The following is an 18492-nucleotide window of genomic DNA, read 5'->3' as shown; positions in this document are numbered from 1 at the left end:
CGGGACGACCTAGTGGCACGTGCGCGCAACCGGATCGCCGGGATCATCAGCGTCTTCGGCGAACTCCTCATCACCGCGGGCCTCGTCCTCGGCCTCTTCGTCGTCTACTCGCTGTGGTGGACCAACGTCCTCGCCGACCGCGCCGCCGACAAGGACGGCGACCAGGTCCGCGAGCACTGGGCGGCCAGCGGCCCCGGCGCGCTCGACACCAAGGACGGCATCGGCTTCCTCCACGTGCCGGCGATGGGCGACGGCGAGGTGCTCGTGAAGAGGGGCACCGACACCGAGATCCTCAACAACGGTGTCGCCGGCTACTACAGCGCCCCCCTCAAGTCCGCCCTCCCGCAGGACAAGCAGGGCAACTTCACGCTCGCCGCGCACCGCGACGGCCACGGTGCGAAGTTCCACAACATCCACAAGCTGAAGAACGGCGACCCGATCGTCTTCGAGTCCAAGGACACCTGGTACGTCTACAAGGTCTACAAGATCCTTCCGGAGACCACGAAGTACAACGTGGACGTCCTCCAGCCGATCCCCAAGGAGTCCGGCAGGACCAAGCCGGGCCGCTACATCACCCTGACGACCTGCACCCCGATGTACACCTCGGACTTCCGCTACGTCGTGTGGGGGGAACTGGCCCGCACGGAGAAGGTCGACGCCGAGCGCACCCTGCCGGCGGAGCTGCGCTAGCCGCCCCTTCTTTTGAGGACGCCCTCTCTCCGGGGCCGTCTCCCCTCGGGGCCGCCTCTCTCCGGGAACGTCCCGCTCCGGGAACGTCTCGCTCCGGGAACGTCTCGCTCCGGGAACGTCTCGCTCCAGCGAACGTCCCGCTCCGGGAACGTGTCCCTTCGAGGACGCGCCCGGTCAGGAATTCGTCCGCAGGACGCGAGTAAGCCCCGGCATCCAGGATGCCGGGGCTTACGTCACTCACGGGTGGGCGCAGCGGTTCAGCCGAACCAGCCGCCGCCGTTCTTCTCGGTCTTCACGTTGACCGTCTGGTTCGGCTGGCCCGCGGTGCCGGGCTGCGGGTCCTGCTCCTTCACGCGGGCGTTGCCGTCGTTCGGGCCGTCCACGTTGCCGATCTGGTAGCCGAAGGCCGCAAGGGTCGCCCGGGCCTGGTCGAGGGTCATGCCCGTGACCGGAGGGATCGGCTGCGTCGTCTGCTGCGGGCCCTTGGAGACCTTCAGCGTGATCTGGACGTCCTTCGGCTGGTCCGAGTTGCCGTTCGGGGTCTGGCCGACGACCGTGCCCGCGGGCTGGTCGGAGTCCTGGTCCTGGCGGGCGACGTTGGAGAAGCCGAGCGTCTGGAGCTGCTGCAGGGCGACCTCGTAGGTGCGGCCGGTCACGTCGGGCAGCTGCGACTTCTGCTTCTTGGCCACGGTGATCGTGACCTCGGAGTTCTTCTCCGCCTGCGAGCCGCCGTCGGGGCTCTGGCTGAGCACCCGGCCGGCCTCCTGGTCGGACTCCTCGTACTTGACGTTGACCTTGAAGCCCTTGCCGCGCAGCGTGTCCTCGGCGCTCTGCTGCTGCTTCTCGGTGACGTCCGGGACCTCGACCTGCGGGGCGCCCTCGGAGACCACGACGGAGACCGTCTCGCCGACGTTCATCTTCACCGTGCCGTCCGCCACCGGCGTCTGGCTGCAGATCAGGCCCTTGGGCTGGTCGCAGCGCTGGGTGCCGGACTGCTGCACCTTGACCGACGAGTTCTGCGCGAGGCCCTCGGCCTCCTTGAGCGACTTCCCGACGAACTGCGGCACCGGGACCTGGTCCGCGCTCTCCTTCGAGTCGAAGATCGACTGTCCGATCAGGATCGCGCCGACGAGCACCAGGACACCGGCCAGGACCAGAAGGATCGTCGAGGTGTTCGACTTCTTCTGGCGGCGGCGGTCCGGGCGGTCGTCGTAGCCGTAGCCGCCGCCGTCCGGGTTCATGGGCGGCAGCATCGTCGTCTGACCCGCCGGGTCCGCCTGGCGCAGGGCCGCCGTCGGCTGGTCCTCCGGCGCGTAGCCGCCGTAGCCGCCGTAGGCGACCGCGCCCATCGCGGCGGTCGCCGCGACCGGCTGGCCGTCGAGGCAGGCCTCGATGTCCGCGCGCATCTCGTCGGCGGACTGGTAGCGGTAGTCGGGGTCCTTGACCAGTGCCTTCAGGACGATGGCGTCCATCTCGGGCGTGATCTCGGGGTCGAAGTTGCTCGGCGCCTGCGGCTCCTCGCGGACGTGCTGGTACGCGACGGCGACCGGCGAGTCGCCGATGAAGGGCGGCCGGACCGTCAGGAGCTCGTACAGCAGGCAGCCGGTGGAGTACAGGTCGGAGCGGGCGTCGACCTGCTCGCCCTTGGCCTGCTCCGGGGAGAGGTACTGGGCCGTGCCGATCACCGCGGCCGTCTGCGTCATGGTCATGCCCGCGTCGCCCATGGCGCGCGCGATGCCGAAGTCCATGACCTTGACCTGGCCGGTGCGGGTCAGCATGACGTTCGCCGGCTTGATGTCACGGTGCACGATGCCGGCGCGGTGCGAGTACTCCAGCGCCTGCAGGATGCCGACGGTCATCTCCAGCGTGCGCTCGGGCAGCAGCTTGCGCCCGGAGTGAAGCAGCTCACGCAGGGTCGAGCCGTCGACGTACTCCATCACGATGTACGGGATGGAGACCCCGTCGACGTAGTCCTCGCCGGTGTCGTAGACGGCGACGATCGCCGGGTGGTTCAGCGAGGCGGCGGACTGGGCCTCACGGCGGAACCGGGCCTGGAAGGACGGGTCGCGGGCGAGGTCGGCCCGCAGCGTCTTCACGGCGACGGTGCGGCCGAGCCGGGTGTCGTGGGCGAGGTAGACCTCGGCCATGCCACCACGGCCGAGCACCGAGCCCAGCTCGTACCGGCCGCCGAGGCGACGCGGCTCTTCCATAGCTTCTCCAGCCCTCTCCGTCTGTCCCGACCGCACCCGTGTGTGGTCCGGCGGTGTGTGCTGTTCGCGCATACGCTACCGGCCGACGGAAGGCGCTTCGTCCGCCGACCGCCACCTGATACCCGACCGGTATCCGGCCCGGCCCCCGCCCGTGGTATCGGTCACGGTCCCGGGCGGTGACATCCGTCACCGCCCCGGTCCCGCACGACCCCACCGGCCGGAAGATCAGCTCCTGCTGTTCAGTACCGCCTTCATCACGGCCTTCGCGATCGGGGCCGCCAGGCCACCACCGCTGATGTCCTCGCGGTCGGTGCCCTCGGAGTCCTCGACGATCACGGCGACGGCGACCGGGGAGCCCTGGTCGGTCTTCGCGTACGAGATGAACCAGGCGTAGGGACGCTTGGCGTTCTTCTCGCCGTGCTGGGCCGTACCGGTCTTGCCGCCGACCTTCACGCCGTCCTTGTGCAGGTCGGCGTTGCCGCCGGTGCCGTTCTGGACGACGTTCTCCATCATCTGCTGGAGCTTCTGGGCGGTCTCCGGCGAGACGGGGCGGCTGAGCTCCTCCGGCTCGGTCTGCTTGATGACGTCGAGGTTCGGCGCCACCAGCTTGTCGACCATGTACGGCTTCATCAGCTTGCCGTCGTTGGCGATCGCGGCCGTCACCATGGCCATCTGCAGCGGAGTCGTCGCCGTGTTGAACTGGCCGATCGACGACAGCGCGTTGCCACCGCGGTCGGCCTTCTTGTCGTAGACGGAGGCGACCGCGCGGACCGGCGTGAACTGCTCGGAGTTGAAACCGAACTTCTCCGCCATCTCGACCATCTTGTCGCGGCCGACGTCGTCACCGAGCTTGGCGAACACCGAGTTGCAGGAGATCTCCAGCGCCCTGTTCAGGCTGGCGTTGGCGCAGCCGCTGGCGTGGTTGACCATCGGCTTGGTGGAGAGCGGGATCTTCCAGCCCTCGGGGGTCTCGGTGGCCGCGTTGATGTCCTTGACCTTGCCGTTCTCCAGCGCCGCCGCGGCCGTGACGACCTTGAAGACGGAGCCGGGCGGGTAGATCTCGCGGAGGGCGCGGTTGAGCTTCGGCTTGTTCTTGTCCTTCTCCAGGGACTGCCAGGCCTTGGCGTCCGAGTCGTGGTAGCCGGCGAACGAGGCCGGGTCGTACGACGGCGTCGAGGCCAGCGCCAGGATCTTGCCCGTCGACGGCTCGATCGCGACGACCGCGCCCGTCTTGTTGCCGAGCCCCTTGAACGCGGCCTTCTGCGCGGCCCCGCTCAGGGTGGTGACGACGTCGCCGCCCTTCTTCTTCTCACCGGTGAACATGGCCATCGTCCGGTCGAAGAAGAGCCGGTCGTCGTTGCCGGTGAGGATGCCGTCCTCGATCTTCTCGATCTGGCTGGCGTCGAAGGCCTGCGAGGCGTAGCCCGTCACCGGGGCCCACATCCTGCCGTCGATGTACGTGCGCTTGTACGCGTAGAACTCGTCGCCCGAGTCGACGGAGCCGGTGATCGGCTTGCCGTCGACGATGATGTTGCCTCGCGCGTTGGAGTAGCGCTCGATCGTCACCCGCCGGTTCTTCGGGTGGGCGTTCAGCTCGTCGGCGCGCACGTACTGGAGCCAGTTGTCCCGCACCAGCAGGGCGAAGATCAGCAGGCCGCAGAAGATCGCGACGCGGCGCAGTGGCTTGTTCACGGACGGACCACCTGCGTCATCTCGGCGTCGGGGTTCGGGGCGGGGGAGGGCGCGGGGCGGCGCGCGGTGTCGCTGATGCGGATCAGGACGCCGATGAGCGCCCAGTTGGCGATCACGGAGGAACCGCCGTAGGCGAGGAACGGCATCGTCATACCGGTCAGCGGGATGAGCCCCATGACACCGCCGGCGACGACGAAGACCTGCAGCGCGAACGCGCCCGACAGGCCCATCGCGAGCAGCTTGCCGAAGGGGTCGCGGGCCGCGAGGGCGGTGCGCACGCCGCGCTCGATGATCAGTCCGTAGAAGAGCAGGAAGACCATCACACCGGCGAGGCCGAGCTCCTCGCCGACGGTGGCGAAGATGAAGTCGGAGTTCGCGGCGAAGCCGACCAGGTCGGAGTTGCCCTGGCCGAGGCCGGTGCCGAGGATGCCGCCGGAGCCGAAGGACATCAGCACCTGCGTCATCTGGTCGCAGGCCATGGCCATGTTCGAGCCCTCGGGCGCGGTCTTCAGGCACTCGAAGGGGTCGAGCCAGGCCGCCACACGCGACTGCACGTGGGAGGCGGTCGAACCGACGACGACCGCACCCGCGGTCGACATCAGCAGACCCATGACGACCCAGCTGGTCCGCTCCGTCGCCACGTACAGCATGATCACGAACATGCCGAAGAACAGCAGCGAGGTTCCGAGGTCGTTCTCGAAGACCAGGATGAGCAGGCTGATCGCCCAGATCGTCAGGATCGGGCCCAGGTCACGCCCACGCGGCAGATAGAGCCCCATGAACCGGCGGCTGGCCAGCGCGAGCGCGTCCCTCTTCACCATCAGATAGCCGGAGAAGAAGACGGCGAGGACCAGCTTGGCGAACTCACCGGGCTGGATCGAGAAACCGCCGACGTTGATCCAGATCTTGGCGCCGAAGACGTCCGCGCCGAGGCCCGGGACGAGCGGCAGGACCAGCAGGACGAGGGCCGCCGCCATGGAGATGTAGGTGTAGCGCTGCAGCACCCGGTGGTCCTTCAGGAGCAGCAGCACGCCCACGAACATGGCGATGCCGATCGCCGAGTACATCATCTGGTTCGGGGCGTCGGGGCTGAAGGTCTTGTACCGGGCGATGATGCGCGGCGACTGGTCGAGGCGCCAGATCAGCACCAGGCCCAGGCCGTTCAGCAGGGTCGCCAGCGGCAGCAGCAGCGGATCCGCGTAAGGGGCCCACTTGCGCACCACCAGGTGCGCCACTCCCGCGAGCAGCGTGAGGCCCGCCCCGTACCCGAGCATTCCCGGCGGCACCTTGCCGTCGATCGCCAGACCGACGTTGAGGTACGCGAACACCGGGATGGCGACGGCGAACGCGAGCAACGCCAGCTCGGTGTTGCGGCGGCTCGGCGCCTCGATGGCGCCGATGGTGGTCGTGTTGGTGACAACGCTCATGGTGGTGAAAGGCCCCCTACGGGTCTGCTTACTGCTTGCCGCAGTTCGAGGCCAGCTTCTGCTCCTCCGAGGACAGGGTGGGTCCAGGGGACGGCGCGGCCGTGGTGGGCTTGGGGTTCGGCGAGGCCGCGCCCTCGGAGGGCGGCGGCGTGCTCGCCTTGTCGGCGGCGGCCGCGGCGGCCTTCTGGCGCTGCTCGGTCTTCTTGCAGGCCGAGGCCTGCAGCGAGAGCTCCGCGATCTTCGTGCGGGCCTTGTCGAGGCTGCCGCCCGCGATCGTGTCCTCGACCTGCTTGCGCTGGTACGCCGGGAGGTACTTGAGTTCGATCTCGGGGTGGTCCTTCTCGACCTCCGAGAGCTTCACCCAGGCGAGGTCCTGGCTGATGCCCCGGTACAGCGCCACGTGCTCGTCCTTCGACCCCACGTAGTACTGCGTCTGCGTCCAGCGGTAGCCGCCGTACAGGCCGCCGCCGATCACGCCGAGGGCGAGGAGCAGGAAGAAGGAGCGCTTCAGCCACTTGCGGCCGGTGCGCGGCTTCTCGAAGTCGTCGTCCGCGTACGAGCCGAAGGAGCCCTGCGGCGGCATCCCGCCGTAGCCGTGGTCGTCACCGCTGCCGGGCGGGCCGAAACCACCCGCGGGCGGCTGCTGGTGCGGGGCCGGCCGGCCGAGCCCGGAGGCGCGGCCCGCGGGCGTGTGCATGGCGCCGCCGTCGTGCAGCTGGGCCTGGTTCTCGGCGACCGCGCCCACGATGACGGGGGTGTCGCTGAGATGACCGGCCAGGGTGTCGCCGCCGTCGACGTCGAGGACGTCGGCGATGATCACCGTGATGTTGTCCGGGCCGCCGCCGCGCAGCGCGAGCTGGATCAGCTCCTGCACCGTCTCGTGCGGGCCCTGGTAGCTGGCGAGGGTCTCCTCGAGCGTCTGGTGCGACACGACGCCCGACAGGCCGTCGGAGCACACCAGATAGCGGTCGCCGGCCCGCACCTCGCGGATGGAGAGATCGGGCTCGACGTGGTCGCCGCTGCCGAGGGCGCGCATCAGCAGCGAACGCTGCGGATGGGTCGTCGCCTCCTCCTCGGTGATGCGGCCCTCGTCGACGAGCCGCTGCACCCAGGTGTGGTCCTGCGTGATCTGTGTGAGCACGCCGTCGCGCAGCAGGTACGCGCGCGAGTCGCCGACGTGCACCAGGCCGAGGCGCTGGCCCGTCCACAGCAGGGCGGTGAGCGTCGTGCCCATGCCCTCCAGCTGGGGGTCCTCCTCGACCATCATCCGCAGCTGGTCGTTGGCGCGCTGCACGGCCGTGCCCAGCGACGTGAGGATGTCGGAGCCGGGGACGTCGTCGTCGAGCGTCACCAGCGTCGAGATCACCTCGGACGAGGCCACCTCACCGGCGGCCTGGCCGCCCATGCCGTCGGCGATGGCGAGCAGCCGCGGACCGGCGTAACCGGAGTCCTCGTTGCCCTCGCGGATCATGCCCTTGTGCGAGCCCGCGGCGAAACGCAGCGAAAGACTCATGCCCACCTGCCCTGTCGGCGCCGCCTCGGGGTGCCGCCGGTCTCGAGCCACACTGCCCACCCTCCGGTCGGGAGCCCGTACCCGCCCTGGCCCGCTGCCCGGGCAGCCGCGCGGTCCTCGGGGCGGCCCTCCGTGGGGAACGTCCCGGCGCGCTCGCTCCGCTCGCGCTTACTCATGATGTAGCACTACTTCCGAAGCTCGATGACGGTCTTGCCGATGCGGATCGGCGCGCCCAGCGGAATCGGTGTCGCGGTGGTGAGGCGGGTCCGGTCGAGATACGTGCCGTTGGTGGACCCGAGGTCCTCGACGATCCACTGACCGTCCCGGTCCGGGTAGATCCTGGCATGCCGGCTGGAGGCGTAGTCGTCGTCCAGCACGATCGTCGAGTCGTGGGCCCGGCCCAGCGTGATCGTCTGGCCCTGCAGGGCGACGGTCGTGCCGGTGAGGGTGCCCTCGGACACGACGAGCTTGGTCGGGGCGCCGCGGCGCTGCCGCCCGCCGCCGCCGGCCGCGGCCGGCTGGCCGCCCCGCTGCTGCGGAGGCGCGGCGGCCTGGCGGGCACCCTGCTGTGCGGCGCGCCCCTCCTGGCGGCGCGAACCGCGCTGGGTGACCCGCGTGCCGAACAGGTCGCTACGGATGACCTGGACGGCCACGATGACGAACAGCCACAGAACGGCCAGGAAACCCAGCCGCATGACCGTCAGGGTCAGCTCTGACATTGCCCCCGCTTCACCCTTCGGCTTGCCGGTAAACGATGGTGGTGCTGCCCACGACGATCCGCGAGCCGTCGCGGAGCGTAGCGCGGGTGGTGTGCTGCCCGTCCACCACGATGCCGTTGGTGGACCCGAGATCCGCGATCGTCGAGGGCGTTCCGGTCCGGATCTCACAGTGCCGGCGAGAGACGCCGGGATCGTCGATCCTCACGTCCGCGTCGGTGCTGCGGCCGAGGACCAGAGTCGGGCGGGAAATCTGATGGCGGGTGCCGTTGATCTCGATCCAGCGGCGGACCTGACCGCCGCCTCCGCCCGGCACCGGCGCGGGGCCGGCGGGGCGGCCCGCGGCGGGCGCCGTCGGACGGTGACCCGGCATGGCCGGGGCACCCGGCGGCGGAGCGGCGGGCATCGGCGGGGCGCCGGCCGGCGGATAGCCGTAGCCGCCGCGGGGCGGCTGCTGCTGACCCTGGCCGAGGTGCTGGGGCTGGCCGGAGGACGGCTGCTGCTGTGACGAACTCGACGCGAGCGTACGGCTGCGCACCCGGTACAGACCGGTGTCGAGGTCGTCGGCCTTCTCCAGGTGGACCTTGATCGGTCCCATGAAGGTGTACCGCTGCTGCTTGGCGTAGTCCCTGACCAGGCCGGCGAGCTCGTCGCCGAGCTGGCCCGAGTAGGGGCTGAGGCGCTCGTAGTCCGGCGCGCTCAGCTCCACGATGAAGTCGTTGGGGACGACGGTCCGCTCGCGGTTCCAGATCGTCGCGTTGTTGTCGCACTCGCGCTGGAGCGCGCCGGCGATCTCGACGGGCTGGACCTCGGACTTGAAGACCTTGGCGAAGGTGCCGTTGACCAGACCTTCGAGTCGCTGCTCGAACCGCTTCATGACTCCCATGGGGCACCTCCTCCGTCGTTGTCGTCCTGGTACTGCTTACTGATCGTATCCACGCGTCGGGAAATCGGCTGGTTCCCCTTCTCTGCCCTGTGGACGAGTGTCACCTCTCACAGACCTTCCGCAGTCCCATCCGCAGTCCCCTCGGCAGGCTGCCCCCACGGATCGTAGAGGCGGCCTGTGGACAGTGTCCCGCACCCGAGGGCGAAGCAGGAGGGCCCCGTGCGTCACTGCCGCCCTTCTCCTCCCCCCGACCCCGTCCCTCACTCGCTCCTCGTCCCCTCTCTCCTCGTCAGCCGAGGAGGGGTCGAAACAACGGATGTGAATCCCAGGCCTGCGACGTGCTAATCTTCAGATGTCGCCAGGCGAACGAACCGAAAAGGTGAGGGAGCCCGGAGGCCACCTAATGCGCGGGTGGCGGAATAGGCAGACGCGCTGGATTCAGGTTCCAGTGCCCGAAAGGGCGTGGGGGTTCAACTCCCCCCTCGCGCACCGACGAAACGGTCGGCATCGTACTCACGATGCCGGCCGTTTCTCATTTCCCCGGCAGGCCCTGGCAGGCCCCGGCCGCCTCCCCGTCCGGCTTGCCCACCTGGCTTCCCCGGCGTTTCTCACATCCGCGGATCGTCGGGTGTGAGGTAGGCCACGGGGGGGGTGGGGAGGGCCGAGTCGGGGCGGGTCCGGGGGAGCCGGGGCCGCGGGAGCGGGGGCCCGGGGAGCAGGGGCCCGGGGAGCAGGGGGCCGGGGAGCAGGGGGCCGCCGGGCGAGGCTCCAGGCAGGCGGGGCGGGGCTGCCGGGGAGCCGCGGCGGTCTTCATGGGAGTCGGCCACCGGAAGTGACCAACGGAACTGACCACCGGAAATGACGTTGGGGCTTGGCGACCAAGGCGTGGCGACCAGGGCGTGGCCGCCGGGGTCGTGGCCGCCGGAGAATCTGATGAGCCGACGACCGGCACGGCCGGGAGGCTTTCCCCGGCCCACGGACCATGGAGGATCCGCACCATGAGCAGCACCTCGTCGCCCTTCCCCGAACGGATCGAGCTCCGGGGCGAAGGTCTCGTCCTACGGGACTGGACGGAGGCGGACCTGGCAGCGATGCCGGATCTGTTCGACGATCCCGACGTCGCCTACTGGACGCCGATCGTCTCGCCCTTCGACGAAGCGGCCGCCCGCGCCCGGCTGGTCCGGGACCGGGAGCTGCGGGCGGAGGGCACGACGATCCTGCTCGCCATCACCACGGACGGTGCGGCGCCGCTCGGCGAGGTGATGCTGCGGCGTGCACCCGAGGGCACGGAGATCGGTTACGCGGTCGGGCCGGCGCACCGCGGACAGGGACTGGCCGCGCGGGCGGTGCGGGTGATGGCGGCGTACGCCTTCGAGGAACTGGGCGCGGAGCAGGTGATCCTGGAGCTGGAGGCCGAGAACGCCGCCAGCGTCGCCGTCGCCACGAAGGCGGGATTCGGCCTGCTCGACGTGCCGCTGATCGAGGGCGAGGAGAAGGGCCGCCCCTTCGTCCTGCAGACCTGGGGACTGTCGCGCGCCTCGTGACTCGGGGTTAGGGGACGGGGCGGGGTTCTGGTCGAGTCGTAGGGCCGGCGGTCCGCCGACCCCCTCGCAGGGCGGGAGTGGACGGCACTCTCGCGGGGCGGGAGTGGACGGCACTCTCGCAGGACCGGGAGTGGACGGCACTCTCGCAGGACCGGAAGTGGACGCACCCTCGCAGCACCGGAAGCGGACGGCACCCTCGCAGGCGTCGCGGTCCGACGACCTTCGTCGACAGGCGGTGCGACGAAAGAGGACGGCGGGTGGGCGAGGGCGCGGCCTATCGTGCGAGCGTGGAAGCTCCTTCGAAGATCGGGACCGCCGGGACCCGGCTGGTGACCCTGCTCGGTGTCGCGTGGCGCTGGTTCGCGGTGCCCGAGCAGTGGTCGCGGCGCAGGACCGCGGGCGAGGTCGTGGGCGCCGTCATCATGGCGCTGCTGGGCGCCGGCACCCAGGACATCCTCGGTGGGGACGGCTGGGTGCTCGCCGTGGTCGCCGCCGGTTCGGCCGTGCTGTCGCTGCTGCGGCGCCGGCTCCCCGTGACCGTGCTCGTCCTCACGTCCTTCCTCACTCCGTTCGTCCCGGGCTTCCTGGCGCTGCTGATCCTGATCGGCTGGTCGGCCGGCCGCTACATCGCGGGCGCCGGGCGGGCCCTCGTCGCGTTCACCGCCGCCTACGTGCTGAACATGGCGGGCACCGTCGCCGAGGCCTGGGGCCAGCAGCGGATGCTGACGATCGTGTTCATCTCGACCCTGTACTTCCTGGGAACGACGCTCGCGCCCGGTCTCGCCAACCGTTACTGGACCCAGCGCCGGACCCTGCTGCACGCCCTCCAGGAGCGCAACGTCCAACTGCTGCGGGAGCGGGCGATGGTCGTGGGGCAGGCGCGGATGCGGGAGCGGCAGCGGATCGCCCAGGACATGCACGACAGCCTCGGTCACCAACTGGCCCTGATCTCCGTGCACACCGGCGCCCTCGAAGTGGACCCGAATCTGACCGACCGCCAGCGCGAGGCGGTCGCGGTATTGCGGAACGCGTCCGTGGACGCCATGCACGAGCTGCGCGAGGTCGTCGGCATCCTCCGCGACGGCGTCGCCGCCCCGGACGAGGGACCGGGCGCGCCGGTCGCGCCGCCGGGCGACGAGACGGGGCGGGCGGCACGGGGGACCGCCGGCATCGAGGGCCTCGTCGCGGCCGCCCGGTCCGCCGGCACCGCCATCGGCCTGTCCCGGCACGGCGACGCGCGGGCGCTCGCGCCGGCCGTCGACCACGCCGCGTACCGGATCGTCCAGGAAGGCCTGACGAACGCCTACAAGCACGCGCCGGGCGCCCCGATCACCGTCGAAGTGCGCTACGAGCCGGACGCGTTCGTCGTCGAGGTCCTCAACGAGGAGTCCGCGGACCGGCCGACGGGAGTCGTGAGCGGCGGACAGGGCCTTACCGGCCTGCACGAGCGCGCCCGCCTCGTGGGCGGCATCGTCCACGCGGGCCGCGCGGACGGCGGTGGCTTCCGGGTCGCCGGTGTCCTGCCGTACGGGGCGGTGGAGGCCGTGCCGTACGTGGATCCCTTCGCCGAACCGGGCGCCGACCAGAACGAGGCGGGCCGAGCGGGCCCCTACGCCGCCCCGTACGCCGCGCCTTTCGTCGATGCTGCCGACGACTTCCGGCAGCAGTCGAAGAACGCCGTGCTCGGCCACCGTGGTCACGTCGCAGTCGGACCGTCCGACTGGACCGTGACCGAGCGGGAGTTGGCGATGGCGATGAAGGCGGGGCGGGGCAGGAGCACCGGCGGCGGGATAGCGATCGGGTGCGGGATCGCGTTCGCCGCACTCGTGCTGCTGCTGGTCGCCGGAGGCTTCGGCATGTTCTTCATGATGAGCTCGGTGTCGGACGCGATGATCGACCCCGCCGAATACGACGCCGTGAAGGTCGGCCAGAGCGAGCAGGAGGTTCGCGACCGACTCCCTTCGGGCGACACGATCGCGACGACCGGCCTGCACGGAAAGGGCCCCGCGGAGCCCGAGGGTTCCAAGTGCCTGGTGCTGATGAGCTCGAAGCAGGGGGACGACATGGAGTCCGAGCCCGTTTTCCGGTTCTGCTTCAAGGACGGCAAGCTGATCGAGAAGAAGTCGTACGACGTCGTGCGCTAGCCGCCCCGTCGTACCGGGAGCCGTTGGGGAGTGGCCGTGACTGGGGCAGGAGCCGGGACCGGGACAGCTGGGACGGGGGCTGGGGCGAGGCAGCGGATCAGAGTGGTGATCGCCGACGACGAGCCCCTGATCAGGGCCGGGATCCGGATGATCCTCACCTCCGATCAGGAGATCGAGGTGGTCGCCGAGGCGGTGAACGGCCGCGAGGCCGTCGACCTGGCACGCGCCCATGCCGCCGACGTGGTGCTGCTCGACATCCAGATGCCCGTGCTCGACGGGCTCTCCGCCCTCCCGGAGCTCCGCCGGGCCGCGCCGTCGACACGAGTGATCGTGCTCACGACCTTCGGCGAGCGGGAGAACGTGCTGCGGGCGCTGGAGCACGGCGGAGCCGGATTCCTGCTCAAGGACACCGCGCCGGCCGAGCTCATCCGGGCCGTACGGGCCGCCGCCGCGGGCGACGCGTATCTCTCCCCCGCCGCCACCCGGCACGTGGTCGAGCAGCTCGCCTCCGGGCGGGAGGCCGCCCGCGCGGAGGAGGCGCGGGCCCGGCTGACCGCGCTCAGCGAGCGCGAGCGCCAGGTGCTGGCCCTGCTCGGGGAGGGCCTGTCCAACGCCGACGCGGGTCGGCGGCTGCACATGAGCGAGGCCACGGTGAAGACGTACGTGAGCCGGATCCTCGCCAAGCTGGGCTGCGAGAACCGCGTGCAGGCGGCGCTGCTGGCCCGGGACGCGGGGCTGTAGGAGGCCCTGGCCCGCCAACCGGGGACGTCTGTCGGAGCTGGACCCGGTGGTCGGCCGGGGGCGGGAGCGGTGGTCCGTCCGTCGGGCCGAGCGGGTGGGCGAACCGTCCGTCGGTAGCGGGTGCGGCGGTCCGTCCGGTAGGCAGGGCCCGTCCTGTGGGCCTGCTCCGGCTATGGCTTGGGCTTGGGCCAGGAGTCCCCGATGGGGGTGGGGAGGCCGGAGTCGCCTGCGGCGTTGTAGCGGAGGAGAGAGGTCGCGAAGGAGGCGAGGTCCTCGGCCGACCAGTCCTTGAGGCGCTCCTCGTACGCGGCGAGCCGGCTGGCCTGCGTGGAGGCGAGGACCTGGGTGCCCGCCTCGGTCGGGTGCAGCACCTGGACCCGGTGGTCGGCAGGGTCGGGGCGACGCTCGACCAGGCCGAGCTTCTCCAGGGCCGCGATCTGGCGGCTGACCGTGGACTTGTCCAGCAGGTAGTGCGCCGCGAGATCCGTGGCCCGGCAGCCCTGCTGGTCGTCGATGTGGGCGAGAAGCGTGTAAGAGACCAGCGGCAGCTCTGGATGGAGCCGGGCCGCGGCCGCCCTTGCTCGGCGGGCGAAGGCCGTCAGTTCCCGCTGAATGATGTCGAGAGAGCTCTCCCGCGCGCCGCCGCTCATGGTGGGCTCCTTGTTGCCGCGGGACGGGCGCATGTGTCGCACCCTCCCTTTCGGTTGTATAGTACAACGGTTCTTTAGTTGTAAAAGCCAACCATGGAGGTTCAGGTGTCCGCAGGACCGACCACCAAGGGAGCATTGCGCCACGTCCTCGGGCACCTGCTCACCCCGCTGCTCATGTGCGTCGGCATGGGCCTCGCCTACCTCGGCGCCTTCCACGCCCCCGAGCCGCACCACCTGCGCGTGGACATCGTCGGCTCGGGACCGCAGGCCCAGGTCCTCGCCCAGACCCTCCAGGACAAGGGCGCCGGCGCCCTCGACATCCGCACCGTCCCCGACCGCGCCACCGCCACCGCCTCCCTGCGCGAACGGTCCAGCTTCGGCGCCTACCTCCCCGGCGAGGCCCCGTCCGCGCCGGCCGCCGGGAACGTCGTCCGCCCCGAACTGCTCGTCGCCTCCGCCTCCTCCGACACCAGTGCCATGGCCGTCGAGAAGGTCTTCACCAAGGTCGCCGCCGCCCAGGGGCAGCCGCTCAAGGTCACCGACGTCGCTCCCGTCTCCTCCGGCGACCCCACCGGACAGGGCGTCTTCTTCCTCCTCGTCACCCTCAGCATCGGCTCCTACGCCGCCGTCGCCGTCATCGGCGGCGCCGGCGCCGCCCTGCCCATGCGGATCCGGGCCCTGCTCGCCGCCGGTATGTCCCTCATCGTCAGCCTCGTCGGCACCGCCTTCGCGGGTCCCCTCTTCCACCTCGTCGACCACGGTCTCGGCGGTCTGTGGGCCATGTCCTGGCTCTACAGCGCCGGCATCCTGCTGATCGGCGTCGGCCTGCACACCTTCCTCAAGCGCTGGACCACCCTCGGCGTGATGGTCCTGTTCGTCATGCTCAACTTCACCAGCTCCGGCGGCATCTACCGGCCCGAACTCCAGCCCGGCTTCTTCGGCTCGCTGCACGCCTTCTGGAACGGCGCCGGGTTCGTCGAAGGCGTCCGCGACCACGTCTACTTCGGCGGCCACGCCCTCGGCGACAACCTGCTCGTCCTGGCCCTCTGGCTCCTCGCGGGCATCGCCCTGACCGTGACGGCCGGCCTCACCGAAGCCCGCCGCCGCACCCCGTCGACGCCGGCGTCCGCGACGAACACCCCGGCCGTCGTGAGGACTCCGAGCACCCCGGCCAACGCGGCCAAGGACCGGACGAACGCGGACACGGAGCGGGAAAGGGCGCAGGAGACGGAGGAAGAGATGGAGGAGGCGGTCGGCGTCTGACCGTCCGGGGAGAGTTGTCCACAGGCCGTTGTCCACAGGGGGAGACGGCTCGTGGCCCCGGCTGTACCGTCATGACCCGTCAGCGAAGTTGATGTTGGCGGAACAGCGAACGGCGGGGGAGGGCGTCCCATGGACGACATCACGGCAGCGGTACCGGGACAGCGCGATCACTCGACGGCGGACGGCGGCACGACCCGCCTGCCGCACGTCCCCGGCTTCACCCTGCGCGCCGCCGCCGGGGCCGCCGCCTCCGCCAAGCAGCGGGGTAAGAGCCTCCGGGACGCCCTCCCCCGCACCGCGCAGGCCGCGCTCACCCCCGCACCCGACCGCCCCGACGCCGCCCGCGCCGTCGAGGAGTCCAACCACGGCCGCGTGCCCGAACTCACCCCCATCCGGGTCGGCCGCATGGCGGCCAGCCCCTTCGCGTTCCTCCGCGGCTCCGCCGGCCTCATGGCCCACGACCTCGCCGGCTCCCCCGTCACCGGCATAGCCGCCCAGCTGTGCGGCGACGCGCACGCCGCCAACTTCGGCCTCTACGGGGACGCCCGCGGCCGGCTCGTCATCGACCTCAACGACTTCGACGAGACCGTCGTCGGCCCCTGGGAATGGGACCTCAAGCGGCTCGCCACCTCCCTCGTCCTCGCCGGACGAGAGGCGGGCGCCGACGAGGACACCTGCCGGGCGGCCGCCTTCGACACCGTCGGCGCCTACCGGCGCACCATGCGCCTGCTCGCCCGGCTCCCCGCCCTCGATGCCTGGAACGCCATCGCCGACGAGGAACTCGTCTCCCACACCGACGCCCGCGACCTCGTAGGCACCCTCGAACGCGTCTCGGCGAAGGCCCGCAACAACACCAGCGCACGCTTCGCCGCCCGCTCCACCGAGGCCGTGCCCGAGACCGAGGGCGGCGGCCGCCGCTTCGTCGACGCACCGCCGGTGCTGCGCCGCGTCCCCGACGCGGAGGCCGCCGCCGTCGCCGCCTCCCTCGGGCCCTACCTGGCGACCGTCTCCGAGGACCGGCTGCCGCTGCTCGCCCGGTACGCCGTCCACGACGTGGCCTTCCGCGTCGTCGGCACCGGCAGCGTCGGCACCCGCTCGTACGTGGTGCTGCTCCTGGACCACCGGGGCGAGCCGCTGGTCCTCCAGGTCAAGGAGGCCCGCCCCTCGGCGCTGCTGCCCTACCTCCCGGCGCTCGGCTTCACGGCGCTCGACGCCGGGCACGAAGGGCGGCGCGTGGTGCTCGGACAGAAGCGGATGCAGGTCGTCAGCGACATCCTGCTCGGCTGGACGACCGTCGAGGGACGGCCCTTCCAGGTCCGGCAGTTCCGCAACCGCAAGGGCAGCGTCGACCCCGCCGCCCTCACCGCCGACCAGTTCGACGACTACGGCCGCATGACCGGCGCCCTGCTGGCCCGCGCCCACGCCCACAGCGCGGACCCGCGTCTGATCGCCGGCTACTGCGGGAAGAGCGAGGAGCTCGACGAGGCCGTCGCGACCTTCGCCGTCGCCTACGCCGACCGCACCACCGCGGACCACACCGACCTCCTGTCGGCCATCCGCAGCGGCCGCATAGCGGCGGAGCACGGGGTCTGAGTCGAGTACGCGCCGTCGGCGCGGCGGGGTCGGGTGCCTGAGGGTACTGGGGGCCTTGGGCCGGCCGAGCGGGCCTCCTGGGGGAGGAGGGCGGGGACCGGGAGGGTGCGGCGGAAGCCCGTCCTGGGACCGGCTCGACCAGGGGGAGCCCCGGCAGCTGCCATGAGATCTCCGGGCCCGGCAGCTGCTAGGAGATCTCCGGCCCCGGCAGCTGCCAGGAGATCTCCGGCGGCCACGCGAGCTGCCTGGAGACCTCCGGCCCGCGAGCTGCCGTGAGACGTCTGCTCCCGCGAGCTGCCGGGAGACCCCCGGACCAGTGAGCTGCCGTGAGACGTCCGCTCCCGCGAGCTGCCAGGAGATCTCTGGGCGGCGTTCGGGAGGGCCGTCCTTGGGCGACGGGGAGAACCTCCGCCCTGGGGGCGTCCAGGACGTGTTCCCGGGTGCCGGCGCGGGGCTGCACCGGGGAGCCGGGGCGTGGCTTCACGAAGAAGGGGGGGGTGGAGGAGGGGAGGGGGGAGGGGGAGGGAGGGGGGGAGCCCCCCGTGAGAGCCGTAGGCTGGGTGGGGACGAGCCGGAACGAGGACGTGGACGGGCGTGACGTGAGCGTGGACCAGAGCGAGCGGCCTGAGGCGAGGCTCGATCAGGCGGTTCGGGTGGCCGAGCAGGCTCTGATCGAGTTCGAGATCGCGGTCGAGACCTTCCGGGTCGAGGTGGAGAACTTCTCCCGGCTGCACCACCAGAGGCTCGGCCCGATGTACGCGCGGCTCGACGAGCTGGACGCGCAGATCGCGGAGGCCAAGGCGGCGCAGAGCGGGGATCCCGAGGACCTGCGGCGGGCGCAGGAGGCGCGGGCGGCGGTCATGCCGATGCCCGGCGTCGAGGAGCTGTTCCACGACTGGATCGACTCCGACGGCCTGTCCCCCGAGGCGGCGGCGATGCTGACGGACCGGGCGGTGCAGCCGCCGAAGCGGGTGCGGCCGTCCGACGAGGTGCGCAAGCTGTACCGGGACCTGGCGCGCAAGGCGCATCCGGATCTCGCGCGGGACGAGGACGAGCGCAAGCGGCGCGAGGAGTTCATCACGCGCGTGAACGCCGCCTACGCCCGCGGGGACGAGGGCCGGCTGCAGGAGCTGTCCGAGGAGTGGGCGGCCGGGCCGGCGCCGGAGGTGCGGCTCAGCGAGAGCGAGGAGCTCTACGCGCGCCTTGAGTGGCTGGCGCAGCGCAAGGAGATGCTGTCGGTGATCGCGCGGGAGCTCGAGGAGAGCGCGATCGGCGCGATGCTGCGGATGGCGCCGGACGACCCCGACCGGCTTCTGGAGGAGATCGCGGAGCAGCTGCTCGCGCAGGTCGCCGAGCGTGAGACGGAGCTTGCCGGGCTCGTCCGGTAGGTCGGTGCAGTAGTTTCGATGGTGGTGCGCCAGTG

Annotated in this window: 14 protein-coding genes and 1 tRNA gene; 8 read left to right on the top strand and 7 right to left on the bottom strand. The window is 71.2% G+C overall.

The window, feature by feature from the left end; all coding sequences use genetic code 11:
- The first annotated feature begins 12 nt into the window (after positions 1-12).
- A complete protein-coding gene (locus tag ACIRQF_RS15230; protein ID WP_404092406.1) occupies positions 13-690 on the top strand; it encodes a class E sortase in 678 nt (225 codons plus the stop codon).
- A 257-nt stretch (positions 691-947) separates the two neighbouring features.
- Here the strand turns inward: ACIRQF_RS15230 and pknB are convergent, their stop codons facing one another.
- The 6 genes from pknB to ACIRQF_RS15200 all read right to left on the bottom strand — a co-directional run bounded on the left by pknB (position 948) and on the right by ACIRQF_RS15200 (position 9134).
- Positions 948-2900 (bottom strand): Stk1 family PASTA domain-containing Ser/Thr kinase, encoded by a 1953-nt coding sequence (gene pknB / locus ACIRQF_RS15225; RefSeq protein ID WP_376627261.1) that lies wholly within the window; start codon positions 2898-2900, stop codon positions 948-950.
- A 225-nt stretch (positions 2901-3125) separates the two neighbouring features.
- On the bottom strand, positions 3126-4592 hold the full coding sequence (locus ACIRQF_RS15220) for a peptidoglycan D,D-transpeptidase FtsI family protein (protein WP_376627259.1): 1467 nt from the start codon (positions 4590-4592) through the stop codon (positions 3126-3128).
- Positions 4589-6019, bottom strand: coding sequence for an FtsW/RodA/SpoVE family cell cycle protein (locus ACIRQF_RS15215; protein WP_376627257.1), 1431 nt, complete (start codon positions 6017-6019; stop codon positions 4589-4591). The genes ACIRQF_RS15220 and ACIRQF_RS15215 overlap by 4 nt, the downstream gene beginning before the upstream one ends.
- Positions 6020-6047: 28 nt before the next feature.
- Positions 6048-7532 carry a Stp1/IreP family PP2C-type Ser/Thr phosphatase gene (locus ACIRQF_RS15210; protein WP_389750700.1) on the bottom strand — a complete coding sequence of 495 codons (1485 nt, stop codon included), beginning with the start codon at positions 7530-7532 and terminating at the stop codon, positions 6048-6050.
- Positions 7533-7717: 185 nt separating this feature from the next.
- A complete protein-coding gene (locus ACIRQF_RS15205; protein WP_382477318.1) occupies positions 7718-8251 on the bottom strand; it encodes an FHA domain-containing protein in 534 nt (177 codons plus the stop codon).
- Between the two features lie 10 nt (positions 8252-8261).
- Positions 8262-9134, bottom strand: a complete 873-nt coding sequence (locus ACIRQF_RS15200) for an FhaA domain-containing protein (RefSeq protein ID WP_376627252.1) — start codon at positions 9132-9134, stop codon at positions 8262-8264.
- 405 nt (positions 9135-9539) lie between these two features.
- Here ACIRQF_RS15200 and ACIRQF_RS15195 point away from each other — a divergent pair.
- From ACIRQF_RS15195 to ACIRQF_RS15180, 4 genes are all read left to right on the top strand, one after another.
- A tRNA-Leu gene (locus ACIRQF_RS15195) sits at positions 9540-9623 on the top strand.
- A gap of 509 nt (positions 9624-10132) precedes the next feature.
- A complete protein-coding gene (locus tag ACIRQF_RS15190; protein ID WP_404092400.1) occupies positions 10133-10678 on the top strand; it encodes a GNAT family N-acetyltransferase in 546 nt (181 codons plus the stop codon).
- Between the two features lie 422 nt (positions 10679-11100).
- Positions 11101-12822: a sensor histidine kinase gene (locus ACIRQF_RS15185; RefSeq protein WP_404092867.1), complete on the top strand. Its 1722-nt coding sequence runs from the start codon at positions 11101-11103 to the stop codon at positions 12820-12822.
- A 105-nt stretch (positions 12823-12927) separates the two neighbouring features.
- The gene (locus ACIRQF_RS15180; protein WP_403518644.1) at positions 12928-13563 is read left to right on the top strand and encodes a response regulator; all 636 of its coding nucleotides are present in this window, start codon (positions 12928-12930) and stop codon (positions 13561-13563) included.
- 170 nt (positions 13564-13733) lie between these two features.
- Here the strand turns inward: ACIRQF_RS15180 and ACIRQF_RS15175 are convergent, their stop codons facing one another.
- The gene (locus ACIRQF_RS15175; RefSeq protein ID WP_404092864.1) at positions 13734-14213 is read right to left on the bottom strand and encodes a MarR family winged helix-turn-helix transcriptional regulator; all 480 of its coding nucleotides are present in this window, start codon (positions 14211-14213) and stop codon (positions 13734-13736) included.
- 105 nt (positions 14214-14318) lie between these two features.
- Between ACIRQF_RS15175 and ACIRQF_RS15170 the strand changes: the two genes are divergently transcribed.
- The 3 genes from ACIRQF_RS15170 (at position 14319) to ACIRQF_RS15160 (ending at position 18457) form a co-directional block, all read left to right on the top strand.
- Positions 14319-15476 carry a hypothetical protein gene (locus ACIRQF_RS15170; protein ID WP_404092397.1) on the top strand — a complete coding sequence of 386 codons (1158 nt, stop codon included), beginning with the start codon at positions 14319-14321 and terminating at the stop codon, positions 15474-15476.
- 129 nt (positions 15477-15605) lie between these two features.
- The gene (locus ACIRQF_RS15165) at positions 15606-17069 is read left to right on the top strand and encodes a DUF2252 domain-containing protein (RefSeq protein WP_404092394.1); all 1464 of its coding nucleotides are present in this window, start codon (positions 15606-15608) and stop codon (positions 17067-17069) included.
- 584 nt (positions 17070-17653) lie between these two features.
- Positions 17654-18457: a J domain-containing protein gene (locus ACIRQF_RS15160; protein WP_376627639.1), complete on the top strand. Its 804-nt coding sequence runs from the start codon at positions 17654-17656 to the stop codon at positions 18455-18457.
- Positions 18458-18492 lie beyond the last annotated feature (35 nt).

The sequence above is a fragment of the Streptomyces sp. NPDC101191 genome, assembly GCF_044767915.1.
Classification (GTDB): Bacteria; Actinomycetota; Actinomycetes; order Streptomycetales; family Streptomycetaceae; genus Streptomyces.
This window is presented reverse-complemented; position numbering and strand designations above follow the sequence as displayed.

What these genes read in the sequence shown, in the direction of transcription:
- pknB (WP_376627261.1), bottom strand. Translation starts at nt 2,900, where the DNA reads ATGGAAGAGCCGCGTCGCCTCGGCGGCCGGTACGAGCTGGGCTCGGTG.
- ACIRQF_RS15215 (WP_376627257.1), bottom strand. Translation starts at nt 6,019, where the DNA reads ATGAGCGTTGTCACCAACACGACCACCATCGGCGCCATCGAGGCGCCG.
- ACIRQF_RS15210 (WP_389750700.1), bottom strand. Translation starts at nt 7,532, where the DNA reads ATGAGTCTTTCGCTGCGTTTCGCCGCGGGCTCGCACAAGGGCATGATC.
- ACIRQF_RS15205 (WP_382477318.1), bottom strand. Translation starts at nt 8,251, where the DNA reads ATGTCAGAGCTGACCCTGACGGTCATGCGGCTGGGTTTCCTGGCCGTT.
- ACIRQF_RS15200 (WP_376627252.1), bottom strand. Translation starts at nt 9,134, where the DNA reads ATGGGAGTCATGAAGCGGTTCGAGCAGCGACTCGAAGGTCTGGTCAAC.
- ACIRQF_RS15190 (WP_404092400.1), top strand. Translation starts at nt 10,133, where the DNA reads ATGAGCAGCACCTCGTCGCCCTTCCCCGAACGGATCGAGCTCCGGGGC.
- ACIRQF_RS15185 (WP_404092867.1), top strand. Translation starts at nt 11,101, where the DNA reads ATGGCGCTGCTGGGCGCCGGCACCCAGGACATCCTCGGTGGGGACGGC.
- ACIRQF_RS15175 (WP_404092864.1), bottom strand. Translation starts at nt 14,213, where the DNA reads ATGAGCGGCGGCGCGCGGGAGAGCTCTCTCGACATCATTCAGCGGGAA.
- ACIRQF_RS15165 (WP_404092394.1), top strand. Translation starts at nt 15,606, where the DNA reads ATGGACGACATCACGGCAGCGGTACCGGGACAGCGCGATCACTCGACG.